At 35.0% G+C, this 21896-nt stretch carries 18 protein-coding genes and 1 pseudogene; 9 read left to right on the top strand and 10 right to left on the bottom strand.

The features are described from left to right. Positions 1-112: 112 nt before the first annotated feature. Together A9G38_RS01375 and ubiA are read left to right on the top strand one after the other, a co-directional pair. Positions 113-670: a TorD/DmsD family molecular chaperone gene (locus A9G38_RS01375; protein ID WP_162162650.1), complete on the top strand. Its 558-nt coding sequence runs from the start codon at positions 113-115 to the stop codon at positions 668-670. 148 nt (positions 671-818) lie between these two features. Then, positions 819-1646, top strand: coding sequence for a 4-hydroxybenzoate octaprenyltransferase (gene ubiA, locus A9G38_RS01370; RefSeq protein WP_034911807.1), 828 nt, complete (start codon positions 819-821; stop codon positions 1644-1646). A gap of 254 nt (positions 1647-1900) precedes the next feature. Here the strand turns inward: ubiA and rpoH are convergent, their stop codons facing one another. The 4 genes and pseudogenes from rpoH to ftsY all read right to left on the bottom strand — a co-directional run. Beyond that, positions 1901-2761, bottom strand: coding sequence for an RNA polymerase sigma factor RpoH (rpoH, locus tag A9G38_RS01365; RefSeq protein WP_034911804.1), 861 nt, complete (start codon positions 2759-2761; stop codon positions 1901-1903). 195 nt (positions 2762-2956) lie between these two features. Continuing rightward, positions 2957-3925, bottom strand: coding sequence for a permease-like cell division protein FtsX (gene ftsX, locus A9G38_RS01360; protein ID WP_034911801.1), 969 nt, complete (start codon positions 3923-3925; stop codon positions 2957-2959). Next, the gene (gene ftsE / locus A9G38_RS01355; RefSeq protein ID WP_034911799.1) at positions 3925-4584 is read right to left on the bottom strand and encodes a cell division ATP-binding protein FtsE; all 660 of its coding nucleotides are present in this window, start codon (positions 4582-4584) and stop codon (positions 3925-3927) included. Before ftsE ends, ftsX begins: the two co-directional genes overlap by 1 nt. A gap of 8 nt (positions 4585-4592) precedes the next feature. After that, positions 4593-5516: pseudogene (gene ftsY, locus A9G38_RS01350) on the bottom strand (signal recognition particle-docking protein FtsY); the annotation flags it as partial. A 580-nt stretch (positions 5517-6096) separates the two neighbouring features. Between ftsY and A9G38_RS01345 the strand changes: the two are divergent. Together A9G38_RS01345 and A9G38_RS01340 are read left to right on the top strand one after the other, a co-directional pair. Further along, positions 6097-7278 carry an efflux RND transporter periplasmic adaptor subunit gene (locus A9G38_RS01345; protein WP_034911860.1) on the top strand — a complete coding sequence of 394 codons (1182 nt, stop codon included), beginning with the start codon at positions 6097-6099 and terminating at the stop codon, positions 7276-7278. Next, entirely contained in the window at positions 7250-9247 is a 1998-nt protein-coding gene (locus tag A9G38_RS01340) for a MacB family efflux pump subunit (protein WP_238552641.1), read from the top strand. Before A9G38_RS01345 ends, A9G38_RS01340 begins: the two co-directional genes overlap by 29 nt. 105 nt (positions 9248-9352) lie before the next feature. Here the strand turns inward: A9G38_RS01340 and A9G38_RS01335 are convergent, their stop codons facing one another. Both A9G38_RS01335 and A9G38_RS01330 read right to left on the bottom strand, forming a co-directional pair. Beyond that, the gene (locus tag A9G38_RS01335) at positions 9353-10066 is read right to left on the bottom strand and encodes a DsbA family protein (RefSeq protein WP_051634209.1); all 714 of its coding nucleotides are present in this window, start codon (positions 10064-10066) and stop codon (positions 9353-9355) included. A 14-nt stretch (positions 10067-10080) separates the two neighbouring features. Beyond that, the gene (locus tag A9G38_RS01330; protein ID WP_034911797.1) at positions 10081-10350 is read right to left on the bottom strand and encodes a YihD family protein; all 270 of its coding nucleotides are present in this window, start codon (positions 10348-10350) and stop codon (positions 10081-10083) included. Positions 10351-10494: 144 nt separating this feature from the next. On the opposite strand from A9G38_RS01330, the gene mobA reads away from it, so the two are divergent. Continuing rightward, entirely contained in the window at positions 10495-11082 is a 588-nt protein-coding gene (gene mobA / locus A9G38_RS01325) for a molybdenum cofactor guanylyltransferase MobA (protein ID WP_034911795.1), read from the top strand. Positions 11083-11653: 571 nt separating this feature from the next. Here mobA and A9G38_RS01320 read toward each other — a convergent pair. Continuing rightward, entirely contained in the window at positions 11654-13225 is a 1572-nt protein-coding gene (locus A9G38_RS01320) for a hypothetical protein (RefSeq protein WP_141671675.1), read from the bottom strand. Between the two features lie 576 nt (positions 13226-13801). Here A9G38_RS01320 and mobB point away from each other — a divergent pair. Together mobB and mtgA are read left to right on the top strand one after the other, a co-directional pair. Further along, entirely contained in the window at positions 13802-14296 is a 495-nt protein-coding gene (gene mobB / locus A9G38_RS01310) for a molybdopterin-guanine dinucleotide biosynthesis protein B (protein ID WP_034913496.1), read from the top strand. Between the two features lie 50 nt (positions 14297-14346). Continuing rightward, positions 14347-15042 carry a monofunctional biosynthetic peptidoglycan transglycosylase gene (mtgA, locus tag A9G38_RS01305; protein ID WP_034913501.1) on the top strand — a complete coding sequence of 232 codons (696 nt, stop codon included), beginning with the start codon at positions 14347-14349 and terminating at the stop codon, positions 15040-15042. Between the two features lie 9 nt (positions 15043-15051). On the opposite strand, the gene cobB is transcribed toward mtgA, so the two are convergent. Then, positions 15052-15735, bottom strand: coding sequence for a Sir2 family NAD+-dependent deacetylase (cobB, locus tag A9G38_RS01300; protein ID WP_034913504.1), 684 nt, complete (start codon positions 15733-15735; stop codon positions 15052-15054). 510 nt (positions 15736-16245) lie between these two features. Here cobB and murJ point away from each other — a divergent pair. After that, positions 16246-17784, top strand: coding sequence for a murein biosynthesis integral membrane protein MurJ (gene murJ, locus A9G38_RS01295; RefSeq protein WP_034913509.1), 1539 nt, complete (start codon positions 16246-16248; stop codon positions 17782-17784). Between the two features lie 229 nt (positions 17785-18013). Further along, positions 18014-19390: a nucleotide 5'-monophosphate nucleosidase PpnN gene (ppnN, locus tag A9G38_RS01290; RefSeq protein WP_034913512.1), complete on the top strand. Its 1377-nt coding sequence runs from the start codon at positions 18014-18016 to the stop codon at positions 19388-19390. Between the two features lie 99 nt (positions 19391-19489). Here the strand turns inward: ppnN and radA are convergent, their stop codons facing one another. Together radA and serB are read right to left on the bottom strand one after the other, a co-directional pair. Further along, positions 19490-20869 (bottom strand): DNA repair protein RadA, encoded by a 1380-nt coding sequence (gene radA, locus A9G38_RS01285; protein ID WP_034913515.1) that lies wholly within the window; start codon positions 20867-20869, stop codon positions 19490-19492. A 9-nt stretch (positions 20870-20878) separates the two neighbouring features. Next, a complete protein-coding gene (serB, locus tag A9G38_RS01280; protein WP_034913517.1) occupies positions 20879-21853 on the bottom strand; it encodes a phosphoserine phosphatase in 975 nt (324 codons plus the stop codon). Between the last annotated feature and the right edge of the window lie 43 nt (positions 21854-21896).

Raw genomic sequence — 21896 nt, 5'->3', positions numbered from 1 at the left:
TGTTTGATATGGCTAAAAACATAAAGGAGGGTTATCATTAATACAAAAGTTCAGCAGCTCTTGTCTCTTTATTGTTTTTAGGCGCAAAAAACAAACCTTCAAGGATATTTATTTGGATAACATAACCAGAATCACATTAGCAAAACTACTTAGTACTTTTTTTTATTATCCACCAAATAATAAAGTTACTACACCATTAATACAGGCATTATTGCATATTGATGATTTAGTCGAATGGTTAAATCCTTGTATTATTTCTGAACAGTGCAATATATTAGCAAATCACATCGATGACTCTGAGCTTAATTATCAATTTTCGTTACTATTTGAAGGTCAAGGAACAATGCCTGCACCACCATGGGGATCATTTTACCTTGATAAAGAACATTTATTACTAGGCGAATCACAAGAATGCTACCGCCAATTTCTGCAGCAACATGGTTTGACACTCAATACAGGAATGAACGAACCCGAAGATCAATTTGGATTAATGCTAATGGCGTATGCCATGTTGCTTGAAAATAATAACTATACAGCAGCAAAACAGTTAATCAATGAACATTTATTGATCTGGTCTTCAACCTATTTAAAAAGACTAAAGCAAAATGAGATAAGTCCATTTTATCGGGCATTAGCTATGATTGCTGATCAATATTTGCAGATGCTTTAATTGTATTTTCTATTTTTTGAAAAAATAGTTATTTCAGGTAAATGATTATTTTACTTAATGCTGAATTGTAACTTGTCATACTGTAACATTGCAGCTTTTATCTTAATCGGTATAATCCATGCTATGCTTTTTTCAAGGTAAATAATTAATGCTAGCCTATTTACAACTAATGCGATTAGATAGACCTATTGGCTCATTGCTTTTACTCTGGCCTACCCTTTGGGCAATTTGGCTTGCGGGACACCCTTCTATTTACATAACAATTATTTTTATACTTGGCGTATTTGTAATGCGCTCGGCAGGTTGTGTAGTGAATGATTATGCTGATCGTCATTTAGATGCACATGTTGAACGGACTAAAAATCGCCCACTGGCTCGTGGAGCATTGACTGAAAAGAACGCATTATGGACGTTATTTGTATTATTATTTATTGCTCTTTGCTTATTGCTAACTTTAAATAAACTATCATGGTTGATAGGCTGTTTTGCGTTATTAACTGCGCTGATTTATCCTTTTATGAAGCGTTATACCCATTTACCTCAGATCATCTTAGGTATCGCATTTAGTTGGAGCATTCCGATGGTGTATGCAGCAACTATTGAGCAGTTTCCATTAACCTGTTGGTTGCTTTTCTTTGTTAATATTTGTTGGACAATTGCCTATGACACCGAATATGCGATGGTTGATCGCAACGATGATGTAAAAATTGGTATAAAATCCACTGCCATCTTATTTGGACGTTATGATAAATTAATCATTGGATTATTACAGATAGCTTCTGTTATTGGTTTATTATTGATTAGTTTAATCAACCAACTATCGTTGATAGTTTATATTGCTTTATTATTAGTTACAGCATTATTTATTTACCAACAATGGTTGATAAAAGATCGAGAAAGAAACAAATGTTTTAGCGCATTTATGAATAATAATTATGTTGGTTTGATTGTTTTTTTAGGTCTCTTTTCTGTTTAAAAATTAAATCACTACTATATTTACAGATTGACTCAATCGAAAATATAACTTAATCATATCTGTGTTTATTTTAATCCTTTTATTTTATAAAAAGCGAACACAGCATAGTATCAAATAAAAAATAATAAATAGTCAAAATATAAACAATGATTTTTTTCTTATTTCATAAGTTTAAGTTATAAAAAAAAAACTTACTTTTTTAAAAAGTAAGGTTTAGGAAGTTAACACTAATTAAAAAATTATAAATGAAAAAATTATGCTTCAATAGCAACTCTTAACTTTTTCATTGCATTTTTTTCAAGCTGTCGGATACGCTCTGCTGAAACACTATATTTATCGGCTAAGACCTGTAAAGTTGATTTGCTTTCATCAGAATCTAACCAACGTGCTTTAATAATATCTTGGCTACGTTCATCTAATTTTAATAATGCATCATGTAGCCTATCTGTCGCATCATTTTCCCAATTATCATTTTCAATTGATTTTGAGAAATCAGAATTGCTATCTTCTAAGTAAAGTGCTGGTGCAATAATTGAATTATCATCGTCATCACTATCTATATCAAATGACATATCTTGTGCCGACATACGTGATTCCATTTCAAGTACATCTTTACGACTTACACCTAATTCATCTGCTACCATATCCACTTCTGCATTACTGAACCAACCTAAACGTTGTTTAGTTTTTCTTAGATTAAAAAATAGCTTTCTTTGCGCCTTTGTTGTTGCAACTTTAACAATACGCCAATTTTTTAATACATATTCATGGATCTCAGCTTTTATCCAATGCACAGCAAATGAGACCAAACGAACACCCATTTCAGGATTGAAACGGCGTACTGCTTTCATCAAGCCAATATTACCTTCTTGAATTAAGTCAGCTTGTGGTAAACCATAACCCGAATAACCACGGGCAATATGCGCTACAAATCGTAAATGAGATAAAATTAACTGGCGAGCAGCATCTACATCATCGTGATAATAGAGTTTTTCACCTAATGATTTTTCTTCTTCTGCAGTTAACATTGGATAGGTGTTAATCATGCGAAGGTATGATTCTATATTTCCTTGTGGGATTAAAGCACCTACTTGCATTTTTAAATCAGTACTCATTTAATTCCCCCTTAAATAATAAATTTCGTTACATTAAATATGCAACAATAAAAACGTTAAACTAGCGTTTATTACAATGTTAGACCAATGAATTATAAATTAGTTCACTATTTTAACTAAAATACTTAAAATATTTTACTTAATATTAGCCTTTTATTAAATTGATATATATCTTGGCAATTTATAGCAAAATAGCTAGACAATTTGTGCTATTTTTAAGTATTTCTTAGTCGCAATCAACGATGAAAGCCACCCAATACTAGCTGTTATAAGGACAATCAATAAACTCTCATCCCATAATAGCCCTTCAATATGAATTATTGTTCCAAATGTATCAGAAACATTCAACATAATTAACTCTATTTGATAAATAAATATTTCCGATAACACTAACGCTATAATAGCGCTAATAAAACTAATAAACATTCCACTATAAAGAAAAGGACGCAAAATAAATCCTTCTGTTGCCCCAATTAATTGCATAACCATAATCGTCTGTTTTCTAGAGAATATATTTAAACGGATGCTATTACCAATCACAAGAGATACAGCTATAATCATAAATATAGAAATAATCCATACGATAGATTTAACCATATCAGTTAGTGCTGTTAAACGAGTAAACCAACTATCATCTAATTTTATATCATCAATACCATCAATGGTAAGCAATTCTTTTTGTAATCGATGTAACACAGCTGTCTTTTTTGCCTCATCTTTAGGAATAACAATTGCTACTGCAGGTAATGGATTTTCATCTAGCAAATCGAGTGCATCACTAAACCCAGACCACGTTTCGAATTCTTCTTTTGTTTCATCTTTGGAAAGATATTCAACCTGATCAACTTCATCATAAAATTTAATTTTAGCAATCAATTCAGTTGTTTGTTCTGATGTTAATTCTTTATTGATATAAACAGTCAAACTGGGAGTTGGATTCCATTGCTGTGCAGTTTGACTAGCGTTTTTCCAAAGTAAATAGCTGATAGTTGGTATAGTAATTGAAATAGCAATAACAAAAATGGTCAGTAATGAAGCAATAATATGCTGAGAAAAGTCATTAAACGTGTTACGCCATGCATAACCGATTTGTCTTATCCAGCGAGAGAAAAAGCTATTTTCATTCTTCTTCGATTTACTAGGTTTGATATTAGTTAAGCTCATTAATTTTTAATCTCTAAACGTCCCTGATTTAAATGCAATATTCGATGGTGCTTGCGCCGTATCAGTCCCATATTATGCGTTGCCATCAAAATCGTTACACCAGCTTGATTAAATTCTTCAAAAAGCTTTAAGATATCTTTTGATAGTTTATCATCTAAATTACCTGTGGGTTCATCAGCAAGCAAAACACTAGGACGATTAACAATAGCACGAGCGATACCTACTCGCTGCTGTTCACCACCAGATAACTGTATTGGATAAAATTCCATCTTATTAAGTAATCCAACTTTATCCAGTGAAGCGGAAACTCTTCTTTTAATTTCTTCAGCTGGTTTACCTAAAATAATTAATGGAATAGCTACATTATCATAAACAGTGTGATCCATCAGTAATTGGTGATCTTGAAAAATCATACCAATTGTGCGACGTAGAAATGGCATCTCTTGGCGTCTTAAACTTGAAACATCAACACCATTTAACAACACTTTGCCATCATTTGCTCTTTCTAACCCACAAATTAATCGCATTAGCGTACTTTTACCAGCCCCTGAGTGTCCAGTTAAAAAAGCCATTTCACCAGGTAATAAAGTGAAGCTAATATTTTGTAGTGCTGGTTTACCGCCAGAATACACTTTACTTACGCGCTGAAATTGAATCATGACACTCTCTAACCATCTGTTTCATCAAACAAAGCATTGATAAAATCATCAGCAACAAAAGGTCTTAAATCTTCAATTTTCTCCCCGACACCAATATAACGAATAGGAATATTAAACTGATCGGCAATACTAAAGATAATTCCCCCTTTTGCAGTACCATCTAATTTAGTTAATGTCATCCCAGTGACACCAACAGCCTCATTAAATAGTTTGGTTTGGCTAACCGCATTTTGACCAGTACCAGCATCAATAGTCAACATAATTTCATGGGGTGCTGTTTCATCGTGTTTCTTAATTACGCGTACTATTTTTTTTAACTCATCCATTAAATGAGATTTATTTTGTAAGCGCCCTGCAGTATCGGCTATTAATATATCTATTTTTTTGGCTTTTGCTGCTTGTATTGCATCATAAATGACAGAAGCGGAATCTGCATTAGTATGCTGAGCAATAACAGGGATATTATTCCGTTCTCCCCAAACTTGTAATTGCTCAACAGCCGCTGCCCGAAAGGTATCACCCGCCGCAAGCATAACCGATTTGCCTTGTTGTTGAAATTGACGAGCCAATTTGCCAATTGTTGTTGTTTTTCCAACACCATTAACACCAACCATCAATATTACAAATGGTTTATGGCTTTCTATATCAAGGGGCTTATCTACTCCATCTAAAATAGATTTCATTTCCTGTTTTAAAAGATCATGTAATGCATCAGCATCTTTTAGCTCTTTTCTTGATGCTTGTTTAGTTAAGGAATCAATAATTTTTTGGGTTGTGTCAAAACCTACATCAGCAATAAGTAACTGCTCTTCTAATTCTTCGAATAAAGCATCATCGATCCTTTTCCCTTTAAATAAACTAAGAAAACCTGAACCAATATTTTGTTTAGTCTTAAAAAGACCTTTTTTTAAACGAGAGAAAAACCCTTCTTTTTTTTGTTCAACCATAAATAATTATCCCATAACATTTTCTAAGATCATTTTATCTTATTTTAGAATAAAGCCCAATGTATTCAATAAAAGAGACCATTCTTGTTCTTTTGTCAGATTTTTTTCTAATTACAAAATGTAGAAAAACACTAGGTTGTTTACACTTCAAGTTAAAATAATCCTATAAAAACTCATAAAGTATTTTCCTCGCAATCATTTTATGCAGTTTAGCCATATTATAATAGTTAATAAATCACGTAAAAATTTGTTTTTTATTTTTGAGTTGCTAAATGTTTATTGACGATGCCACATCTTCATTTAAGTACGTATCACTCTTTTTGCTTTTCCACTTATTAGTGGATAGGTAGGTTTGATCAATTTTACTTTTTTTATTCATGTTTATTACAATAGTTCCTCAAATTACAATAAACAACACGAAGAATTTCTATAAATTAGTTTAAAATTTAAAATTTCATAATTATTACAATTTATTAATAATAATTATCAATATCATTTTCGTTATTACGATAAAATGTTAAAATTACAATAAGAAAATAAAGGGTGAAAAACATTGTTAAAATTAATGAAAATTAAATATTTAGTTATAGCTACCATCTTCTTTACAATTATTTATATTGTATGTTTAATCATATCTCATTCAGAGCCTACAGCTAATTATATTACCTCACCAGTTACCAAAGGTAATATTGAAAAAACCGTACTAGCTGATGGAACAATTAGTGCTTTTAAACAAGTTAGTGTTGGTGCACAGGTTTCTGGACAAATTAAAAAACTCTATGTTGAGTTGGGCGATGAAGTTAAACAAGGCGATATGATTGCTGAGATTGACGATCTCAAACAAAGCAATGATTTAAAACAATCTGAAGCGTCACTTAATAGTTTAGAGGCACAACGTGAAGCAAAAAAAGCGAGATTAGTTAACAATCAATTAACCTATGATCGCCAGTATAAACTCGTTCATAAAGGCGTTGGCGTTCAATCGGAGTTAGATGCGGCAAAAGCTGAACTCGATGCAATCAAAGCCGATATTGCAGCACTTGATGCTGATATCGTTAAAGCACAAATTGCAGTCGATACCGCCAAAGTTAATTTGGGATATACTAAAATTCGCTCCCCTATTGATGGAGTGATTGTTGCCATTCCAGTCAATGAAGGACAAACTGTTAACTCTGTTCAAAGTGCACCAACCATTGTTAAAGTAGCTCAACTTGATAAAATGACCATTGAAGCGCAAATTTCTGAAGCTGATGTGATCAATGTAAAAAAAGGAATGCCTGTTTACTTTACCATTTTAGGCCAACCGAATAGACGTTTTGAGGGTTTAACACTAAGGGCTATAGAGCCTGCACCAGACTCAATTAACACTGAAACAACCTCGTCAAACTCATCATCAACAACAAAAAGCGCAATTTATTATAATGGATTATTTGATGTAGATAATCCCGACCATGTATTAAGAATTTCAATGACAGCGCAAGTTTATATTGTCTTGTCTGAAGCAAAAGATGTACTAACCATTCCATCTCAAGCAATTCAAAAAAAATTGGGCAATAATAAAGCCATTATTTACCTGTTAGATAAACATAATGAGATCGAAGAACACGAAGTTACTTTGGGTATCGATAATAATGTCAATGTTGAGATAAAATCGGGGATTAAAGAGGGTGATATGGTTGTGGTCAGTAGTACTAATGGCGCTTCACTAGGTGGTAATAATGCAAGAGCCCCAAGGATTCGATTCTAATATGGTCAATAATATACCTCTTATTAAGCTTGAGAATATTGTTCGTGAATTTCCAGCAGGCGATTCAACCATACAGGTTCTTAAAAGCATAAATCTAACAATTAATGCTGGTGAAATGGTGGCGATAATTGGCGCATCAGGATCGGGTAAATCCACTTTGATGAATATTTTAGGCTGTTTAGATAAACCGACCTCAGGCACTTATTCTATTGGAGGACGCACAACAAGTGAATTGTCACCTGATGAGTTAGCTCAATTACGCCGTGAGCATTTTGGTTTTATCTTTCAACGTTACCATTTATTAAATGCACTAACCGCACAAGGCAATGTAGAAATCCCTGCTATTTATGCTGGTGTTACCAATGAACAACGTCAAAAAAGAGCGAACGAAATTTTAACACGTTTAGGGCTTGCCGAAAAAATCCACAATAAACCTAACCAGTTATCTGGAGGGCAACAACAGCGGGTCAGTATTGCCAGAGCCTTAATTAACGGTGGACAAATCATTTTAGCTGATGAACCAACGGGAGCACTCGATCGTAAAAGTGGTTTAGAAGTGATGGCTATCTTACAAGAGTTACATCAACAAGGTCACACTGTTATCATTGTTACCCACGATTCAAATATTGCCCAAAGTGCCCAAAGGATTGTTGAAATTAGTGACGGTAATATTATTTCTGATTCTATTAACCCTAATTATCAATTTGATCAAAATGATAATCGACAAGTTAAGCAAATCGAAGCAACCAGAACCCAAGATAATCTACTAGCAAAATATTACCGTTTTCGAGATGCTTTTAAAATGGCCATGCTATCAATGCTTTCGCAGCGATTACGGACATTTTTAACCATGTTAGGCATAATTATTGGCATTGCCTCGGTAGTCTCTGTTGTTGCATTAGGACAAGGCACAAAGCAGAAAATTTTATCTAACATTAACTCATTAGGAACTAGCACGTTAGAAATCTATGCAGGATCGGGCTTTGGTGATCGTAATGCGGATAAAATTACTACATTACGCTCATCAGACGCAGATTTTTTGGCGCAACAAAACTTTGTCCACAGTACGACTCCTAACCTTGCAACCAGTGTTTATTTCCGAATTAATAATTTAGCAGTAACTGGAACAGTAAATGGTGTAGGAGAGCAATTTTTTGCGGTTCGTGGTTACACTATTTCTCAAGGAAAATCTTTTGATGAAGCAAGTATTATTGCCTCGGCACAAGATGCAGTGATTGATGACAATACTGTTAAACGGTTATTTGCAAATCAAAACCCAATTGGAAAAATTTTAATGGTTGGACAGTTACCAGTAAGAATAATTGGTGTTGCAACTAAACAACAGCAAGGATTTGGTAGCAATGAAAGCCTGAATGTTTGGTTACCTTATACTACCGTGATTAACCGCATGGTAGGTCAAACTTCGTTAAAAAGCATTACAGTACGTGTTAAAGATAATGTTAATTTATCTGTTGCTGAACAAGCTATTAATCGAATTATGTTACAACGACATGGTACAAAAGATTTTTTCATCTTTAATTCCGATAATATACGAGAAACAATCAACTCATCCGCTTGGGTAATGACGTTATTAGTTTCGGCTATTGCGCTGATTTCACTCGTTGTTGGCGGTATTGGTGTGATGAATATCATGTTAGTATCAGTCACAGAAAGAACTCGAGAAATTGGCGTACGAATGGCCGTTGGTGCTCGGTCAAGCGACATATTACAGCAATTTTTAATTGAAGCTGTATTAGTATGTTTAATTGGCGGAACAATAGGTATTGTACTCTCGTTTGCCATTGGCTTTATTTTTAATTCTGTTGTTACATCATTTGCAATGAATTTCTCGGCAATAGCTATTATAGCGGCATTTAGTTTCTCAAGTATAATTGGTATTATTTTTGGTTATTTCCCTGCTAGACGGGCAGCTAAACTCGATCCAATTTATGCTTTAGAACGAGAATAGCAATTTTACTATAATAAAAAATCCCATTGTACAAAATGATACAATGGGACTTAAAACGTCAAAAATAAGTGATTAACTTATGTTGTTTTTAAACTTGTTAACCATTTATTTTTTATCAGAATGCGCTTTTTCTTCTATTTTTGCATTAGGATCTAACCCTGCAACAAATGCAGTAACTCTTGCATAATCATTAATAAATGCATCATCACTAGTTACATTAAGTTGATTTGCTATGATAAAAAACTTACGATTAACAATAACCGTAGGGATTGAATCTGGTTTCATCTCTTTAATCGCATCTGCTTGTTGTACCATAAATGATTTAACCAAAAAGCTATCTTTTGTTTTATCATACACTTCATTACTAACACCTAATTTTTCAAAAACAGCTTTAATGTCATCTGCTGTTTTTATCGTTTTATCTTTTTGAACCGCATTATAAAGTGCATCTGAAGCTTTATCTTCTATACCTAGAACATTAGCCACAGCCCATGCTTGCGCAAGATCTTTAGCTAATGGTCCAAAATCTTCTAAATGGTAGCGTTTGAATTTAACACCTTCTGGTAAAGCCTTGCTAATAGTTTGAGGACCTTGATTTTGAATTTCAAATCTAAAACAGCTTGGGCAATTAAACGAAAAGAACTCAATAACTTCTTTATCTGGCGATGGATTAGTTGGTAGCGCGGCATATTGTTTACCTAATTCAATCGGCTCAAATGCATTCGCTGAGGTGTCGGCCTTAGTAATAGTTGGGCTTTCATTTGCAAAACAGTTTACAGAAAAAAGCAAAATACTAATTGCGATAAGTGTTTTTTTCATTTTAATGATTCTCCTTATTCTTTTATAATTCCACGAGCTTTTAACAATGCGGTTTTAAAATCTTCTTCATAATCTTTTTTTAGACCCGGAATAACATCATTCTTATCCGAACCTCGCATTTTTAAATGATAAATTAAAACTTCATCACTCAAATCTTTTAATTCACCTTCAAAACCAGCCTCTTGACCTAATTTAGCTAAAAATTGTAATAAATTAAGATCAGAATCCCCTTCCCATGCGGGTTGCAATAATTCCATTACTTCATCAATACGATGACATTTCATAATTGTTACCTTTAGTAAATCTTCAAATTTTTCGAAGATAATGATAATTAAGCAATCATTAAAAATGATACGCTACAACTTGCAATAACATTACTATATAGTAATGTTATTTTGTTTTTTCGCAACGTAAAAGAGAAATAATTTATGGAAAAACCCTCTATTACTGCAATCATTCTAGCTGGAGGTAAAAGTACCCGTATGAATGGCAACGACAAAGGACTATTATTATTACATCAAAAACCACTTTATCAACATGTCATTGATTGCATCAAACCTCACGTTGATGCAATCATGATTAATTGCAATCGTCACACAGAACAATACCAAAAAGCAGGTTATCCTATATTTAGTGATGACCTAGCAGGATTTTGTGGACCATTATCGGGGATTTACAGTGGTTTATTACGCAGCAAAACCGATTGGAACTTATTTGTCAGTTGTGACACGCCTTTTTTGCCGGATGATTTAATTGACCGCTTAGCTGTTTATACGGCAAATAACAGTGCTATTTATCCATATGATGGACAATATCACCATCCAACCATTCTACTTATTCATAAAACAGTTACTCAACAACTAAAAATCTATTTAAAGCAAGGCGAACGCAAGCTGATGCTGTTTTTAGAACAAATCAGTGCTAAATCGGTTGATTTTAGCGATAAAGCAGTTTGTTTTAGCAATATCAACACGCTAGAGGTGCTTAATTCATTTAATCAGAAAGAAGATAAATAATCATTTATTTTCATAAAAAATAGGGTGTTAGCTTTAGGACTTTTTGATTTTTGCGGAATAATTAATATTGCTAATAACATCTAAAACACAAACACACCCAACAGCCCTGTTTGGCGTGCTAGCTTTATTTCGTTATCGGTATATTTTGATGCTGTGATAAGGCAAGCATATTAGCATTGTGGTGCTATAAGCGTGTTTTTGCTCTAAAAACGTTCAGGTAGACTATTGATTTTATTGGAGTTTTTATTTGCATTTCTAAATAAAATCAAACACTTATAGGCTAGTTTTTTATTACATTGAATTTGGCTTTTTAATAAAAGCGCTTTTGTTATTTGATAATAGCTATTAATAACAGCTTGTTAATAACAGTCAGTTAATAGCAAAAGCGCAAGCTTGAAAATTGTATCGGTCGAAGCATTGTTTTGACTTTCAGTCATTAAAGCGCTAGGTTCACAGACTTTGCCTGCTCAGCGCCCCAACTTACGCGGGGGCTTTATTCTTTTTTATATTATCCCCTCAGGCACCGTAACCCCCTTCCGCGCCCTAAGGATTAAGAAATAAACGCTAAAAGCTAAGGTGCGGAGCAAAGGACATAGCCGGAGATGCTGGCACCGTAGCCGTCGACGTGGCCGTTGAGCGAGACGACATCGAACTGGCTGCTTTCTACGTCGCTCGTCCAGTAGGCGCTGCCGACGAAGCCCGCATCAGTGTAGTAGTCCATGACGCCCCACTCCGTGAAAAATCCTGCACCTATGTAACGCATGTAATAATAACCTGACGACGACGGCGTGGCGCCTAAATTATTATACTTTGAATTGGTTAAATCTCTTACCCGTGGCATTCGATAACCCAAACTTCTACACCATGCTAATTGATCACTATAATCTCCACTTTCCCTACCCCGATTGACGAACCACTGCCTTAATACAAATCCATAACGAACCTCATTACCTCGACTATCCCTACCAACCAACTCAAATGTCTGCGGCAAAGATGGCACGGTAATTTGACTAGGACTAGGATTCCTCCACTGGCTTCTTGCCTCTGGACCATGCAACGTCACCCGTGTTACATTCTTGGATTTATCAGTAATCCATTTATCGGCTTGCATCGTACCTCCCCATGGGTCTGTCAATGTCCCTGTACGCGGACTTGTCCAACTCACCGTTGCCGTTATATCACCAAGCGTAGTAACTGTCCAACTCAATTGGCTTGCATCTACCCCAACTATATCCAAATCAAAATACAAGCCATCTGAACCAGTCGTTGGAAAATTTAAATCGTAAAATGATGGGTTTGTTGACTGAACTAAAAAACCCTTAGTAGGACTCCATATGTTAGCAGGACCAGCGAAGCTTGGTTTATCCCAAGCATCAATACCTACTGTGCCACCATACAACAAATTCGGCCTGACCGAACAAATAACGGGCTGTGATGGCGGAGTGATATAATACTCCGCTGTTCCTCCACTAAAAGTACTACTATTCGGCATGCCATAACGAGTCTCTAAAGTTCCCCCTGAACTACCTAAGGTTACCTTATAAGGTGCTTTACATATATCTAATGCATCACTACGATTAACGGTATTGCCATCTTTATCCTTTATTACTAACGATATACTTCCTGATGCAGTAACTTCACCTGCTCCCTGTCCATCCCCATCATCATCGCCCCATTTACCTTGTGTTACTAAGTCATTTATATTTATTGAGTCGCTTGATGACGGAACTATCATTTCAATATCAGCAAAAGTATCCCCTACATTAGGTAACTCGATTGGCGCTGTCGATGATGAAGGATTATTTTGCGGTGTGAATGTTCGGCCGTCTGATAACTTAATACCTAATAATTCCCTTATTTCAGTCACTTTAGTAACACCGCCATCAAAGGTTAAATAAGGTGCAGTACCATGAATGCGCTCAGAAGTCGTGGCCGATAATGCCTGCGATTCTAAAGAGTACGGCAATAACAACAAAGGCACTACTGCCAATGGAATTTTTAAAGATAGTTTTGTGGATAATTTCGATAATAATTCAAGAGATAATTTCGATGATATAAATGAGTTTCGTGCAAAAACTCGTCGAATAGGATTATTTGATAAATTTAAGACATAAGTTTGCTTGTGCCTAAAAGGGTACTGCATTTCGTTTTACCTGTCAATTAATATTTTGTTTTATTTTAATTTTTATGTTTATTCGCTTATTTAATAAGCTCATTTTTCTAAAGCGATGAAAGTATAGCCGTTTAAGGAATGATTGACTAGTTTTTTTGCGAACTTTTTTGTAAAGAAATGTAAAGATGAAAACAGTTCAGCTTTAGAGATAGGTGAATTTTATAATTAAAATAGGGTATTAGCTTTAGGACTTTTTGATTTTTGCGGAATAATTAATATTGCTGATAACATCTAAAACACAAACACACCCAACAGCCAAGTTTGGCGTGCTAGCTTTACTTAGTTATCGGTATATTTTGGCGCTCTGATAAGGCAAGCATATTAATATTGTGGTGCTATAGGCGTGTTTTTGCTCTAAAATTATTCAGGTATGCTATTGATTTTATTGAAGTTTTTATTTTCAACCAAATCAAACGTTTATAGTTGACTGTGGTGTTGTTTGAGTTGTAATTTTAGTGGCTTTTGCAGTGGTTTTATCTCTTTCGAGGTAGAAAATAGTGTATATTAGGTTTAAATTGAGTATAACCATTTTTGAACCAAGAAATAATGAATATAAAAAAAACGCTCGCTATTTGTGGTTACAGTGGTAGTGGTAAAACTACCTTGTTGGCGAAGGTTATTCCGCTACTTGTTGAGCAAGGCTTTAAGGTGGCGACTTTAAAGCATACGCATCACGATGTTGAATTGGATATTCCAGGAAAAGATAGCTATAAATTGCGTAAAGCTGGATCATTACAAACAATTGTAGCTTGTGATAACCGTTACGCTTTAATTTGTGAAACACCCAATAAACCTGCCGATTTGCAGACTTTAATTAATCAATTTTCTGATGTTGATATTATTTTAGTTGAGGGCTTTAAAGATGAGCAAATTCCTAAAATTATTTGTCACCGAAGTTCCGTTAAAAAACCGTTTTTTATTGATGATTTTACCTTGGCTATTGCTAGTGATGAGCCGTTAGATGCTTTTTTACCCATTTTGGATATAAACAACCCACTTCAACTTGTTGAAGTTATAAAAAGTTATTTATTTAATCAATAATATATCGTATCTTATTTGCTAATTTTTTACGTTATTTTATCTAAATCAGCATGAGGCTTTTATTCAGGAAATTTTTAAATATAACTAAAAAAGCGATAATTGGATTTATGCTATTATCTATCTTTTCGACCTTAGTAATGCGTTGGGTGAATCCACCTTTCGGTTCTATGCTAATGATAGAACGTAAGATAATGCATTGGAATACACCACAGCAACGAATCTGGAAAGATTTGGACGAAATTTCAGATAATATAAAAATTGCGGTAATCGCTTCAGAAGATCAAAATTTTTCTGTGCACTGGGGATTTGATTTTAACGCTATCCGCCTAGCGCTAAATCATAATCAAAATAGCAAAAAGATTAAAGGTGCTAGCACAATTACTCAGCAAGTCGCTAAAAATATCTTTTTATGGCCAACTCGTAGTTGGATTCGCAAAGGAATGGAGTCTTGGTTTACATTATGGATAGAACTTTTTTGGTCAAAAGAGCGTATTCTTGAGGTCTATTTAAACTGTGCAGAATGGGGAGAAGGTATTTTTGGCATTGAAGCTGCTTCTCAGTATTATTTTAATGTAAGTGCCAATCAATTAACTTCACAGCAAGCAAGTTTACTTGCGGCAGTATTACCTAATCCTAGACGCTGGAGCCCAATTAAACCAAGTGAACGAGTAAAAAAGAGAACCAAATGGATTCATGCCCAAATGAGTAATTTAGGCAACAAAAATTATCTTAAACAACTAAAGTAGCAATTTGCTTTAGATGAATTTTTTGATAAATTCAGGAACAATTTTACTTGCAGGTCCGTAAATTTTGGTTTGAAACAGACTTTCACCTAAGCTGGGCTCTAAATTAAGTTCAACCGTTTTAGCACTTGTTTGGTTAGCGATTTGTACAAAACCAGCAGCAGGATAGACATTACCTGATGTGCCAATGGATATAAAATAATCAGCTTGTGAAAGCGCATCATAAATTTGTTCCATTTGTAGCGGAATTTCACCAAACCAGACTATATGTGGGCGAATGAATTTGTTTTGTTGATAATTCACATCGTTAAAGCAATCAATTATCTGTCCTGTTTTTTCATTACGCACTTTTAATAATTCACCATGCATGTGAATAATATTTTTAGATCCAGCTTGTTCATGTAAGTTGTCCACATTTTGTGTCACAATTAAGAGGTTATCACTACCTAATTTCTGTTCTAATTCAGCCAGCGCAAAGTGGGCAGCATTAGGCTTAACATCTGGATTTTGTAATTTACGACGTAACATATTATAAAAATCATGTACCGCTGTTGGATTGCGTATATAGCCTTCGTAAGTTGCTACATCATTAACATCATAACCTTCCCATAATCCATTTTGAGCTCGAAAGGTTGATAAACCCGATTCGGCCGAAATACCGGCACCGGTTAGAATAACTATTTTTGGTATCTTCATAATTGGTATATGCTCTTTTTTCAGATTTTCGCCAAAATAAATATTAAGCAGTATTTACCTTATATAACTTAATTTCATTTTTGTGTGACGATATTCAACCATTGGCGGAATGTCGATTAACTTGATTATAATAGATTTCAATATATTCAAATAGCGCTTTATTAGTTTATTCTCGTTTGTGTCAATTGATTGCTATACAGGCTTTGTTTATGACGTGATTGGCTTACCAAAAGATGTTTATGCGGCATTATTAGTAATGTCTTGTATTAGCTTATCGAATTGAAGAACTCAATTTTGATGATTGTTAGTTATTCGCCCTGCCTATAAAGATATCGTTGAATTCGTGCTGTTTACACCTTATGAAGATCGTTAAACTAAACATTCGCCAGTATTTGCTGGCGGCATGTATAAAATTAAGTTTATTAAAAAAGCATGGTTATTTAAAGTAATAGTTTGTAGACTATGCTTCATTATCAGTTTTAGGCTGTATACTTTGTATATAATTTGAATATGAATCTTTTAAAATCTTTAGCTACTGTCAGCTCAATGACGATGGTGTCACGTGTATTAGGTTTTGTGCGTGATGCCATTATTGCACGTTTTTTCGGTGCAGGTATGACCACCGATGCATTTTTTGTTGCATTTAAACTTCCTAATTTACTTCGACGTATTTTTGCAGAAGGGGCATTTTCACAAGCGTTTGTACCAATTTTAGCTGAATATAAAAATCAACAAGGAACTGAGGCAACTCGCACATTTATTGCTTATATTGCTGGATTATTAACTTTAGTCTTGGCTTTAGTCACGCTAATTGGAGTTATCACAGCGCCTTTTATCATTATGCTAACTGCGCCTGGATTTATGCAAGAATCAACTGAAAAATTTGAACTTGCAACTACCATGCTACGCATAACCTTTCCTTATATCTTTTTTATATCGTTGGCATCACTTGTTGGAGCCATCCTTAATACATGGAATCGGTTTTCTGTCCCTGCTTTTGTTCCAACACTACTCAATGTGAGTATGATTGTATTTACCCTATTTTTAACACCTTACTTTAATCCACCAGTATTGGCACTTGCTGTATCTGTTGGTGTTGGTGGGATTTTACAATTGCTTTACCAGCTACCTTATTTAAAGAAAATTGGCATGCTAGTATTACCGCGTATTAGCTTAAAAGATAGTGGTGTTTGGCGGGTTTTAAAACAAATGGGACCAGCAATTTTAGGGGTGTCTGTAGGGCAAATCTCTTTAATTATTAATACTATTTTTGCTTCTTTTCTAGTTTCAGGCTCGGTTTCGTGGATGTATTATGCTGATCGCTTAATGGAGTTTCCTGCTGGGGTGCTTGGTGTAGCATTAGGCACCATTTTATTGCCATCATTAGCAAAAAGCTTTTCTAAAGGTGATCATAAACAATATTGTGAATTGTTAGATTGGGGGTTACGCCTTTGTTTTTTATTGGCTCTACCGAGTACAATTGCATTAGGGGTTATTTCTCGCCCACTTATATCAACGCTATTTGAATATGGACAATTTACCTTAAATGATACCTTAATGACACAGCGAGCCTTAGTTGCTTATTCTATAGGTCTACTTGGGTTGATTTTGATTAAAGTGCTAGCTCCAGCCTTTTATTCACGTCAGGATATTAAAACACCAGTTAAAATTGCAATTATTACATTAATTTTAACACAGCTAATGAATCTTGCTTTTATTGGTCCATTACAACATGCAGGTCTTTCGTTATCAATTGGCTTAGCCGCTTGCTTTAATGCTGGATTATTATATTGGCAGTTGCGTAAAAAACAGCTTTATCAACCCCAACCTGGTTGGCGTTGCTTTTTGAGTAAAATCGTCATTGCGGTAATTCTAATGTCTGCGGTATTGTGGTTCGGTTCACAGTTATTACCTGACTGGTCGACTGGTTCAATGTTGATCCGTATCGGGCGATTATTTTTATTGGTTATTGTGGGCATTTTAGTCTATTTTGCATCATTGATTGCCATGGGATTTAAGATAAAACACTTTATTAAACGAATTGATTAATAATAAACATTGGATAAATATAAATTGACTTTTTGTCAAAAAGTTTCAGGTTACTATGTGTTTTAGTAAAAAATTAATAAGGATATAAGATGAAAGTCTCTTTCTTTATTCTATCTTTTAGGTAGTCTAATTTAATCTGTTATCAAGAAGATTTATCAACTTTACATATTCAGTCAGTTTAAGTATATAATAGTCGCCTTGCTGATAAAATAGTCAAATGGAGGTTGTAATGATCACCCATATTAGCCCATTAGGATCAATGGATTTACTTGCTCAGGCAGAAGTCGATATCCTGAAAAAATCTGCCAATAGCGAACTTTATAAATTATATAGAAATTGTTCGTTAGCAACACTAAATGCAGGTAGTAAAACCGATAATACAAAAGATCTGTTAGATAGATTCCAGTCTTTCGAAATTAATGTGATTAGTAAAGAGCGAGGCGTCAAGTTGGAGTTGGTTAATGCTCCAGAAAGCGCTTTTGTTGATGGTCGAATTATTCGTTCAATTCAAGCTAATTTGTTTGCAGTGTTACGCGATATCCTTTTTTTGAATAGTCAAATCAGTGCAGTTAAAGAGCTTATTTCCGATTTCAAATTTGAAAGGGATCATTCGTTTTATATTACAAACCTTGTTTTTTCTATTTTACGCAATGCCAATGCGCTCCATGTGGGTGAAGAGCCAAATTTGGTTGTCTGCTGGGGTGGACATTCGATTAACGAAAATGAATACTATTATGCCCGTCAAGTAGGTATGCAACTTGGTTTGCGTGAACTTAATATTTGTACTGGTTGTGGTCCAGGTGTTATGGAAGCACCAATGAAAGGAGCTGCCGTTGGTCATGCGCAACAGCGTTATAAAGAAAGCCGTTTTATTGGTATGACCGAACCGTCAATTATTGCAGCAGAACCGCCTAATGCATTAGTCAATGAATTGATTATTATGCCCGATATCGAAAAACGCCTTGAAGCGTTTGTGCGAATGGCTCATGGCATTATTATCTTCCCTGGTGGACCAGGCACCGCTGAGGAGTTGCTTTATATTCTGGGTATTTTATTAAACCCTGCAAATAAACACCAAACCCTACCTCTTATTCTGACTGGACCTAAAGAATGCGAAGATTATTTTGCTTCAATAGATAATTTTATTCGTAGCACATTAGGCGATGAGGCCACTAAACTTTATCAAATTATTATCGATTCACCTGAACAAGTAGCTCGTATTATGAAAGAGGGTGTTAAGCATGTTAAAGCTTCACGCTTAAAAACAGGTGATGCTTATGGGTTTAATTGGCTATTAAAAATTGATGAATCATTACAACATACTTTCGAACCTACTCACGCTAATATGGCTTCATTAAATCTTCATCGTGAGCAACCTGTCGAGCTGTTAGCCGCTGATTTGCGTCGTGCGTTTTCTGGTATTGTTGCAGGAAATGTTAAAGAATTTGGTATGAAGCAAATTGCCGAAAATGGTCGATACAAATTACAAGGTGATATTGAAATTATGCAGCAACTTGATAATTTATTGCGTAGTTTTGTTAAACAAAACCGAATGAAATTGCCAGGAGGAAGCGCTTATCAACCTTGTTATGAAATTTGTTATTAAACAATAATATTAACTCATTTAATAAAATTGAATCCAACTTTAATCCGCCGATAATCTTATTGGCGGATTAATTTTAACTATTACTATTTTATATGTTTTTTAAAAATCACTTAAAATATCTAGTGCTTCTGACACTTTTTTAACTGCAAAAATCTGCATATTTTCGGGTTTCTTCTTCGGCATATTGGCAATAGGTACAATTGCTTTTTTAAAACCATGTTTAGCTGCTTCAGAGATACGTTCTTGTCCACTTGGTACTGGTCGAATTTCGCCACCAAGACCAATTTCACCAAAAATAACGATATCTTGTGGCAACGGACGATTGCGAAAACTTGATACAAGTGCTGCAATCAATGCTAAATCCGCACTTGTTTCGGTAACTTTTACACCACCAACAACATTAACAAAAATATCTTGATCGGCCATTTGCAATCCCCCATGCCTATGCAATACTGCAAGCAATAATGCAAGCCGATTTTGATCTAATCCTACAGTCACACGTCTTGGATTACCATACATCGAGTGATCGACTAGCGCTTGGATTTCGACCAGTAATGGGCGAGTACCTTCCCACAATACCATTACCGAACTACCTGGTAACATTTCATCTCCACGGCTTAAAAAGATTGCTGATGGGTTGCTAACCTCTTTTAAACCTTGTTCGGTCATAGCAAATACACCCAGCTCATTTACTGCTCCAAAACGGTTTTTATGACTACGTAGAGTTCTAAAACGTGAGTCGGCATCGCCATCTAATAAAATTGAGCAGTCAATACAGTGCTCAAGTACTTTTGGACCAGCAAGAGAGCCATCTTTAGTAACATGCCCCACCATGATAATGGCAATGCCTTTTGTTTTAGCAAAACGTGTTAAATAAGCAGCTGTTTCTCGAACCTGAGCGACACTACCAGGCGAAGATTGGATATCAGTAAGGTGCATCACTTGGATAGAGTCAATCACCATTAATTTAGGCTTGGACTGCTCAGCCAATAAACAGATTTGCTCAATACTGGTTTCGGACAACATATTAATATTATCCGCAGGTAAACCTAATCGATGGGCACGCATCGCAACTTGTTGGAGGGATTCCTCACCAGTAACATAAAGTGTATTCATTTGTGATGAGAGTTTACTCATGGTTTGCAGTAACAACGTACTTTTACCTGCTCCGGGATTCCCTCCTATGAGAATGGCACTCCCCGGTACGACACCACCACCAAGCACACGATCAAATTCTGAAAAACCGGTTGAAAATCTTGGCAGTGCCTCTAAACTGATCTCGGACAATTTTTGAATTTTAGCTTGCCCAATCCCGCTACCTGCATAACCCGTTAATCTGTCGTTACGTGAAGAGGTACTTGCAAGCCTAACTTCGGTAATGGTGTTCCAAGCATGGCATGAACTACATTGTCCTTGCCAACGTGGGTAATCTGCTCCACAATCATTACAAACATAAGCACGTTTCACTGCTTTTGCCAATTTAATCTCCTAACCTTCACTTAATAAACTAGTGGATAAAATACACCATAAACCTGTTAAATCTGCATAATTAATACTAATTCGTGCTTTTTCGACAACTTTAGGTTTACCATGATAAGCAACACCTAGACCAGCAATACGAATCATCATCAAATCATTGGCTCCATCACCAATTGCGACAGTTTGTTCAATGGGAATTTCCAACGATGCTGCTAGTTGTTGTAATGTCCTTGCTTTATATTTTGCATCAACAATTTGACCAGAAACTTTACCAGTTAATTTTCCATGTTTGATTTCTAATTCATTAGCATAAACGTCAACTAATTTTAACTTTTGCTTTAAATGATCCGCAAAATAGGTAAAACCGCCTGAGGCAATAGCAACATGCCAATTTTTTTTATGCAGTTCTTTTACTATATAAGTAAGCCCAGGAGTAAGTGGTAAATTATCTTTAACTTGATCTAAAATAGCTTGATGCGCCCCTTTTAAGGTTGCCACACGTTTTCGCAAACTTGTGGCAAAATCAAGTTCACCACGCATAGCTTGTTCAGTTACCGCTGCAACTTGCTGCCCTACACCATGCAATTTGGCCAGTTCATCAATACATTCAATGCCAATCGCTGTCGAATCCATGTCCATAACAAGTAATCCTGGGGAGCGTAGCGTGGGTAAATTATCGATTGGGGCAACATCAATACCTAATGCTAATGATATCGATTTAGCTTTTTTAGGTATCACCCCTGCAATACGAACAATCTGATAAGTTTTGATTTTCCATGATGAAACAATCACCATTGGCATAGCAAGTTGATCTTGGAATTTTGATAAGACTGTTTTATTTAACTTTTTACCATAAATAATCCAGCCTGTTTTACCTGCATTATAATCTAAAGGAACCACTTCACAGCCATTTAATGACAGTGGTAAACCTTGCCAATGTTGGATATTTTCAGGTAAATCATTGTAGGTGAGAGTATAAGCCATATCTGAACATCTTTATAAGATAAAACAAGCCCAAAATTTATCA

The organism is Gilliamella sp. Imp1-1 (genome assembly GCF_001690415.1).
GTDB classification, from domain to species: Bacteria; Pseudomonadota; Gammaproteobacteria; order Enterobacterales; family Orbaceae; genus Gilliamella; species Gilliamella bombi.
Note: the sequence above shows the minus strand (reverse complement) of the source record. Positions and strands in the feature narration are given on the sequence as shown.

Excerpts from the sequence above, each read along its gene's own strand:
- ubiA (WP_034911807.1), top strand. The coding sequence starts at position 819 with ATGCTAGCCTATTTACAACTAATGCGATTAGATAGACCTATTGGCTCA.
- rpoH (WP_034911804.1), bottom strand. The coding sequence starts at position 2,761 with ATGAGTACTGATTTAAAAATGCAAGTAGGTGCTTTAATCCCACAAGGA.
- ftsX (WP_034911801.1), bottom strand. The coding sequence starts at position 3,925 with ATGAGCTTAACTAATATCAAACCTAGTAAATCGAAGAAGAATGAAAAT.
- ftsE (WP_034911799.1), bottom strand. The coding sequence starts at position 4,584 with ATGATTCAATTTCAGCGCGTAAGTAAAGTGTATTCTGGCGGTAAACCA.
- A9G38_RS01345 (WP_034911860.1), top strand. The coding sequence starts at position 6,097 with ATGAAAATTAAATATTTAGTTATAGCTACCATCTTCTTTACAATTATT.
- A9G38_RS01340 (WP_238552641.1), top strand. The coding sequence starts at position 7,250 with ATGCAAGAGCCCCAAGGATTCGATTCTAATATGGTCAATAATATACCT.
- A9G38_RS01335 (WP_051634209.1), bottom strand. The coding sequence starts at position 10,066 with ATGAAAAAAACACTTATCGCAATTAGTATTTTGCTTTTTTCTGTAAAC.
- A9G38_RS01330 (WP_034911797.1), bottom strand. The coding sequence starts at position 10,350 with ATGAAATGTCATCGTATTGATGAAGTAATGGAATTATTGCAACCCGCA.
- mobA (WP_034911795.1), top strand. The coding sequence starts at position 10,495 with ATGGAAAAACCCTCTATTACTGCAATCATTCTAGCTGGAGGTAAAAGT.
- A9G38_RS01320 (WP_141671675.1), bottom strand. The coding sequence starts at position 13,225 with ATGCAGTACCCTTTTAGGCACAAGCAAACTTATGTCTTAAATTTATCA.
- mobB (WP_034913496.1), top strand. The coding sequence starts at position 13,802 with ATGAATATAAAAAAAACGCTCGCTATTTGTGGTTACAGTGGTAGTGGT.
- mtgA (WP_034913501.1), top strand. The coding sequence starts at position 14,347 with ATGAGGCTTTTATTCAGGAAATTTTTAAATATAACTAAAAAAGCGATA.
- cobB (WP_034913504.1), bottom strand. The coding sequence starts at position 15,735 with ATGAAGATACCAAAAATAGTTATTCTAACCGGTGCCGGTATTTCGGCC.
- murJ (WP_034913509.1), top strand. The coding sequence starts at position 16,246 with ATGAATCTTTTAAAATCTTTAGCTACTGTCAGCTCAATGACGATGGTG.
- ppnN (WP_034913512.1), top strand. The coding sequence starts at position 18,014 with ATGATCACCCATATTAGCCCATTAGGATCAATGGATTTACTTGCTCAG.
- serB (WP_034913517.1), bottom strand. The coding sequence starts at position 21,853 with ATGGCTTATACTCTCACCTACAATGATTTACCTGAAAATATCCAACAT.